This is a genomic window from Gammaproteobacteria bacterium, assembly GCA_009838035.1.
Lineage (GTDB): Bacteria > Pseudomonadota > Gammaproteobacteria > Steroidobacterales > Foliamicaceae > Foliamicus.
Window position 1 is genome coordinate 25730 of record VXSK01000009.1, and the last position, 6660, is coordinate 32389.

The following is a 6660-nucleotide window of genomic DNA, read 5'->3' on the forward strand; positions in this document are numbered from 1 at the left end:
GCTACTGCCCCGTTCCGCCCACGAAGTCGAGGTCCTGTCCGGCCGCCAGAGTCACGTAGGCCTTCTTCCAGTTCGGCCGCCGGCCCATGGTGGTGCCGCGGCGCTTGGCCTTGCCCTTGTAGTTGATGACCGTGACCGAGTCCACTTCCACGTCGAAGATTTCCTTGACGGCCTGAGCGATCTCCGGCTTGGTGGCGTCGACGGCCACCCGGAAGGCGAGCTGCTTGCGCCCCTCGCTCTCGGCCAGGTTGAGGGCCTTCTCCGAGAGGTGCGGCGCGCGGATCGTGTTGAGCAGGCGCTCGGAAAGGTTCTCGGCGCTCATTGCAGGCGCTCCTTGAGTTCCTTGAAGGCGCCTTCGGTGATCAGGATGGGGCCGGAGCCCGCCAGCGCCACGGGGTTGATCTCGCGCAGATCGATGATGTCCACGCCGGGCAGGTTGCGGATGCCCAGGCAGAACTCGCGGTAGTCGTCGTACGACTCGACCACGATCAGTCCGCCGGAAAACTCGAGTGCCTCAAGCAGCGCGAGCGCCGTCCTGGTGCGGTGATCGGCCGGTTCGATTTCGCGGGCGATGGTCAGGCGCTTGCTGCGCGCCACTTCCGCGAGCAGGCAGCGCATGGCGCCGCGGTACATCTTGCGGTTGATCTTCTTTGCGTGCGAGCGCGGGGTCGCGGCGAAGGTGCGGCCGCCGCCGCGCCAGATCGGGCTGGAGCGGGTGCCGGCGCGGGCCCGTCCGGTGCCTTTCTGCCGCCACGGCTTGGCGCCGCCGCCGCGCACGGCGGCGCGGTTCTTCTGCGCCTTGGTGCCGCTACGGGCGCCCGCCAGCCAGGCCACGACGGCCTGGTGGACCAGCGACTCGTTGAACGGAACGTCGTCGGAGAAAGGCTTGTAGACCTTTCGGGTCGGCTTTGCCTTCTTTGGCTTCGCAACGGCTGGTTTCTTTTCCTGCCGGTCGGTTTTTGTGGCCGTTGCGTTCATGGTCTATGCCTGTTGGGTCTGTCGGGTCGGCATTTTCACGGCGGGACGTACCAGTACGCGGCCCATCGTGTGGCCCGGAATGGCGCCCTTGATCATGATGAGGTTTCTCTCCTCGTCGACCCGCACCACTTCGAGGTTCTGGACCGTTCGGCGCACGTTGCCCATGTGGCCGGACATCTTCTTGCCCTTGAACACGCGTCCGGGGGTCTGGTTCTGGCCGATGGAGCCGGGCACGCGGTGGGCCTTGGAGTTGCCGTGGGTGGCGTCCTGGCCGTGGAAGTGGTGGCGCTTGATGGTGCCCGCATAGCCCTTGCCGATGGTGGTGCCGGTGACGTCCACATGCTGGCCCGGAGCGAACACGCTCACGGTGATTTCGGCGCCGGGCTGATAGACCTCAAGCTGGGCGGGGTCGTCGAGGCGGTGCTCGAACAGGCCTTCGCCCGGGGTGTGATCGGCATACTGGCCGGCAAGCGCCTTGCCCGGGGCCTTGCGCGCCTCGCCCACGGTGACCTGCACGGCTGCGTAGCCGTCCTTGTCGGGCGTGCGCTGGCGGGTCACGCGATTCGGGCGCGCCTCGATCACGGTGATGGGCACACTGGTGCCTTCCTCCGTGAACAGGCGCGTCATTCCTCGCTTTTGGCCGATCAAACCGATGCTCATGGCAGTCTCGTGGGCGTGTAAAACCGCCCTTACTGACCCTCTTCTTCCGGGGGACGCATGAACCCGTCCATGGGGCTCGGTTCCGCTGTGAGCGCCGGGTCATCGGCGCTCACTGGCTCACATGCCCCCAGAAGAAGAGGGTCAGTAAGGGCTAGCGGGCAAAGACTAACAATTTTAGCGATCATGGAGGGTTAGTTCAAGCGGATTTGGGCGTCTACGCCGGCGGGGAGCTCGAGCTTCATGAGTGCGTCGACGGTCTTGTCGCTGGGCTCGATGATGTCCAGCAGGCGCTTGTGCGTCCTGAGTTCGTACTGGTCGCGGGCGTCCTTGTTCACGTGCGGCGAAATCAGCACGGTGAAGCGCTCCTTGCGGGTGGGCAGCGGCACGGGGCCGTGCACCCTGGCGCCGGTGCGGCGCGCGGTTTCGACGATCTCTCGGGCCGACGAATCGATCAGCCGGTGATCGAAAGCCTTCAGCCGGATTCGGATGTTTTGCGGTTCAGCCATTTTCTCTACTCCACTACGCTCGCGACCACGCCGGCGCCGACGGTGCGGCCGCCTTCGCGGATCGCAAAGCGCAGACCGTCCTCCATCGCGATCGGCGCAATCAGGTCCACCTCCATGCGCACGTTGTCGCCCGGCATCACCATCTCCATGTCCTGGGGCAACTTCACCGCACCCGTCACGTCCGTGGTCCGAAAATAAAACTGCGGGCGATACCCCTTGAAAAACGGCGTGTGTCGGCCGCCCTCCTCCTTGGTCAAGACATACACCTCGGCGTTGAACCGGGTGTGCGGCGTGATCGAACCGGGACGCGACAACACCTGGCCTCTTTCGACCTCGGTGCGCTTCACGCCACGAAGCAATACGCCCACGTTGTCGCCCGCCTGTCCCTCGTCCAAAAGCTTGCGGAACATCTCGACTCCGGTGCAGGTGGTCTTCGAGGTGTCCTTGATCCCCACGATCTCGACCTCCTCGCCCACCTTGACCACGCCGCGCTCCACTCTCCCGGTCACCACGGTGCCCCGCCCGGCAATCGAGAACACGTCCTCGATCGGCATCAAAAAGGCACCGTCAATGGCCCGCTCGGGCTCGGGGATATAGCTGTCCATGGCCTCGACCAAGGCACGCACGCTGCCGACGCCGCGGTCGCCCTCCTGGCCCTCCAGCGCCTGCAACGCGCTGCCCACGATCACCGGCGTGTCGTCGCCCGGAAAGTCATACTGCGAAAGCAAATCCCTGACTTCCAGCTCGACCAGCTCCAGCAGCTCCTCGTCGTCAACCATGTCGGACTTGTTCAGATACACGACGATATAGGGAACGCCCACCTGGCGGGCCAGCAAGATATGCTCGCGCGTCTGCGGCATCGGACCGTCCGCCGCGCTCACCACCAGCACCGCACCGTCCATCTGCGCCGCGCCCGTGATCATGTTCTTCACATAGTCCGCATGACCCGGACAGTCCACGTGCGCATAGTGACGATTGTCGCTCTCATACTCCACGTGCGCCGTCGCAATCGTGATCCCGCGCTCGCGCTCCTCCGGCGCATTGTCAATCTCGTCAAACGCCTTGACCTCACCACCGTGACTCGCCGCCATGATCTTCGTCAACGCCGCCGTCAACGTCGTCTTCCCATGATCCACGTGACCAATCGTCCCCACGTTCACGTGCGGCTTGGTACGCTCAAATTTCGCCTTGGCCATAGGTGATTCTCTCCTTGCAGTTCGGCTTTCAGCCGGTATGAGTAAGGTCCGCCGCCACCTTGGCGGGAACCGGAGTGTAACGGGAAAATTCCATCGAATAGGTCGCGCGGCCCTGCGACATCGAGCGCAGCGTGGTGGCGTATCCGAACATCTCCGCCAGCGGCGCCTCGCCGCGCACCACCTTGCCCGCGGGCGACTCCTCCATGCTGTGCAGTTCGCCGCGGCGGCGGGTCAGGTCGGCGCTCACGTCGCCCATGTAGTCGTCGGGCGTGACCACCTCGAGCTTCATCGTGGGCTCCAGCAGGATCGGCTTGGCCCGCCTCATGCCCTCGCGGAAAGCCTGGGCCGCGGCCACGCGGAACGCGACCTCGCTGGAATCGACTTCGTGGAACGAGCCGTCGTAGAGCGTCGCCTTGACGTCCACGACCGGGTAGCCGCCCAGCACGCCTTCGCCCATCTGCTGCTGCACGCCCTTGTTCACGGCCGGGATGTATTCCCTGGGCACGGAGCCGCCGACGATCTTGTCCTCGAACTCGTAGCCTCCTCCGGACGGCAGCGGCTCCAGGCGCAGGAACACGTGGCCGTACTGGCCCCGGCCGCCGGTCTGGCGCACGAAACGGCCCTCCTGCTCCACGGCCTGCCGGATCGTCTCGCGGTAGGACACGCGCGGGCGCCCCAAGTTGGCCTCGACCTGGAACTCGCGGCGCATGCGGTCCACGAGGATCTCCAGGTGCAACTCGCCCATGCCGGCGATGATGGTCTGGCCGGACTCCTTGTCGGTGGACACCTTGAACGAGGGGTCCTCCTTGGCCAGCTTCTGAAGCGCCGTTGACATCTTCTCCTGGTCGGCGCGGGTGCGGGCCTCCACGGCCACGTGGATGACCGGGTCCGGGATCGTGATGCGCTCGAGGGCGATGGGCTTGCCGACCTCGGTAAGGCTGTCGCCCGTGGTCACGTCCTTCAGGCCCACCGCGGCCACGATGTCGCCGGCTCTGATTTCCGAGACTTCGGCGCGGTCGTTGGCGTGCATCTGCAGCAGGCGTCCGATGCGCTCCTTTTTGCCGCGGGTGACGTTGAGCACCCGGTCGCCGGACTTGATGCGGCCGGAATACACGCGGATGAACGACAGGTTGCCCACGTACGGGTCGTTGGCGATCTTGAAGGCGAGCGCCGAGAACGGCGCCTCGTTGTTCGGCGCGCGCTCGGCCGTTTGTCCGGAACCGTTGATGCCGGTGATCGGCGGTTTTTCGGCCGGGGAAGGCAGGTAATGCACGACGCCGTCCAGCACCGCCTGCACGCCCTTGTTGCGGAACGCGCTGCCGCACATGGCGGGCACGATCTCGTTGCGCAGCGTGCGCTCGCGCAGGCCCCGGCGGATCTCGTCGGTCGTGAGCGGTTCGCCGCCCACGTACTTCTCCATCAGCTCGTCGTCGCTCTCGGCGGCGGCCTCCACCATGCGCTCGCGCCATTCGGCGCAGACTTCGGCGAGTTCTTCGGGAATGTCGTCCTCGCGGTAGGTGGTGCCGAGGTCCGTCTCGCTCCAGTAGATGGCGCGCTCCTCGACCAGGTCCACGACGCCGGCGAAATCGGCTTCGCTGCCGATGGGGACCTGAATGGGCACGGCCTTGGCGCCCAGGCGGGACTCGATCTGGCGAACGACGCGGAAATAGTCCGCGCCGACGCGGTCCATCTTGTTGATGAAAGCCAGCCGCGGTACGCCGTAGCGGTTGGCCTGGCGCCACACGGTCTCGGACTGGGGCTCGACGCCGCCCACCGCGCAGAACAGCGCCACCGCGCTGTCCAGCACCCTCAGCGAGCGCTCGACCTCGATGGTGAAATCCACGTGTCCCGGCGTGTCCAGGATGTTGATGCGGTGCTCGGGGAACTGTCGGCGCATCCCGCTCCAGAAGCAGGTGGTGGCCGCCGAAGTGATCGTTATGCCGCGTTCCTGCTCCTGCTCCATCCAGTCCATGATGGCCGCGCCGTCATGGACCTCGCCCAGCTTGTGCGATACGCCGGTGTAGAACAGGACCCGCTCGGTGGTCGTGGTCTTGCCGGCGTCGATGTGGGCCATGATGCCGATGTTGCGGTAACGGGCGATGGGCGTAGCGCGCATGGTTCTGTACCCGTACCGTGAAGGCCGAAGGACGCTTGGCCGAACAAGGATCTGGCGCCGGCGGCCGGCCTACCAGCGGTAATGCGCGAAAGCCTTGTTGGCCTCCGCCATTCGATGGGTTTCCTCGCGGCGGCGGGCGGCGGCCCCGGAGTTCTCCGAGGCTTCCATGAGTTCGCGCGCGAGGCGTTCGGCCATGGTCTTTTCGGTGCGCTTGCGGGCCGCGTCGATCATCCAGCGCATCGCCAGCGTCTCGCGGCGGGCGGTGCGCACTTCCACCGGCACCTGGTAGGTGGCGCCGCCGACCCGGCGGGAGCGGACCTCGACCGTGGGTTTGACGTTCTCCAGGCCCTCTTCCAGCAGTTGCAGCGCCTCTTCGGGCGTCTGCTTGCGGATCCTGGAGATCACGTCGATGGCGCCGTACACGATGTTCTCCGCCACCGACTTCTTGCCGCTCTTCATGATCATGTTGATGAAGCGCGACAAAAGCTCGCTGCCGTACAGCGGGTCGGCCAGTACGGGCCGGCGCGGGGCGCGGGAGCGGCGGGACATGGCGTCAGCGCGGCCGCTTGGCGCCGTACTTGGAGCGGCCCTGGCGGCGGTCGGTTACGCCGGCGCAATCGAGAGTGCCGCGGATGGTGTGGTAGCGCACGCCGGGAAGATCCTTTACCCGGCCGCCCCGGATCAGCACAACCGAGTGCTCCTGCAGGTTGTGGCCTTCGCCCCCGATGTAGCTGGTGACCTCGAAGCCGTTGGTAAGACGCACCCGGGCCACCTTGCGCATCGCCGAATTCGGCTTCTTGGGCGTGGTGGTATAGACGCGCGTGCAAACGCCGCGCTTCTGCGGACTGTTCTCCAGCGCCGGAACGCTGGTCTTGGCCCGCCGCGGAGCGCGCGCCTTGCGCACAAGCTGATTCACCGTGGACATTGCTTTACGGCCTGCCCCTTGTCCTTGTATTGCGGTTGGAAAAACCCGGCTTGCAGCGTTCCTTGAGGACGCCCATCGAGGCAGCCTCAGCCGCAAGCACGGAATCCGCGAATTATGCGGAATTCGCCCGCAAAGTCAATATCGTGCCGGCCCCTCGCCCGGTTTCGACACTGCCCTTTCCGGGAGGCGCCATCCCTGGCGCGATTATCGCAGTGCTGCTCCAACGCTCCCCGAAAGGGCAGGGTCGAAACCGGTGTTTTGCAGGAAAAAGTGGGTTAT

At 65.8% G+C, this 6660-nt stretch carries 8 protein-coding genes; all 8 read right to left on the reverse strand.

Going from position 1 to position 6660, the window contains the following annotated elements:
• Position 1 precedes the first annotated feature (1 nt).
• The gene (locus F4Y72_06745; GenBank protein MXZ27988.1) at positions 2-322 is read right to left on the reverse strand and encodes a 50S ribosomal protein L23; all 321 of its coding nucleotides are present in this window, start codon (positions 320-322) and stop codon (positions 2-4) included.
• Entirely contained in the window at positions 319-978 is a 660-nt protein-coding gene (gene rplD, locus F4Y72_06750; protein MXZ27989.1) for a 50S ribosomal protein L4, read from the reverse strand. The genes F4Y72_06745 and rplD overlap by 4 nt, the downstream gene beginning before the upstream one ends.
• A 3-nt stretch (positions 979-981) precedes the next feature.
• A complete protein-coding gene (rplC, locus tag F4Y72_06755; protein ID MXZ27990.1) occupies positions 982-1638 on the reverse strand; it encodes a 50S ribosomal protein L3 in 657 nt (218 codons plus the stop codon).
• A 191-nt stretch (positions 1639-1829) separates the two neighbouring features.
• A complete protein-coding gene (gene rpsJ, locus F4Y72_06760; GenBank protein MXZ27991.1) occupies positions 1830-2144 on the reverse strand; it encodes a 30S ribosomal protein S10 in 315 nt (104 codons plus the stop codon).
• A gap of 5 nt (positions 2145-2149) precedes the next feature.
• Complete coding sequence (tuf, locus tag F4Y72_06765) at positions 2150-3340, reverse strand: elongation factor Tu (GenBank protein ID MXZ27992.1); 1191 nt, start codon at positions 3338-3340, stop codon at positions 2150-2152.
• A 28-nt stretch (positions 3341-3368) separates the two neighbouring features.
• Entirely contained in the window at positions 3369-5456 is a 2088-nt protein-coding gene (fusA, locus tag F4Y72_06770; GenBank protein MXZ27993.1) for an elongation factor G, read from the reverse strand.
• Between the two features lie 69 nt (positions 5457-5525).
• Complete coding sequence (gene rpsG / locus F4Y72_06775) at positions 5526-6005, reverse strand: 30S ribosomal protein S7 (protein ID MXZ27994.1); 480 nt, start codon at positions 6003-6005, stop codon at positions 5526-5528.
• 4 nt (positions 6006-6009) lie between these two features.
• Positions 6010-6381 (reverse strand): 30S ribosomal protein S12, encoded by a 372-nt coding sequence (gene rpsL / locus F4Y72_06780; GenBank protein ID MXZ27995.1) that lies wholly within the window; start codon positions 6379-6381, stop codon positions 6010-6012.
• Positions 6382-6660: the final 279 nt, after the last annotated feature.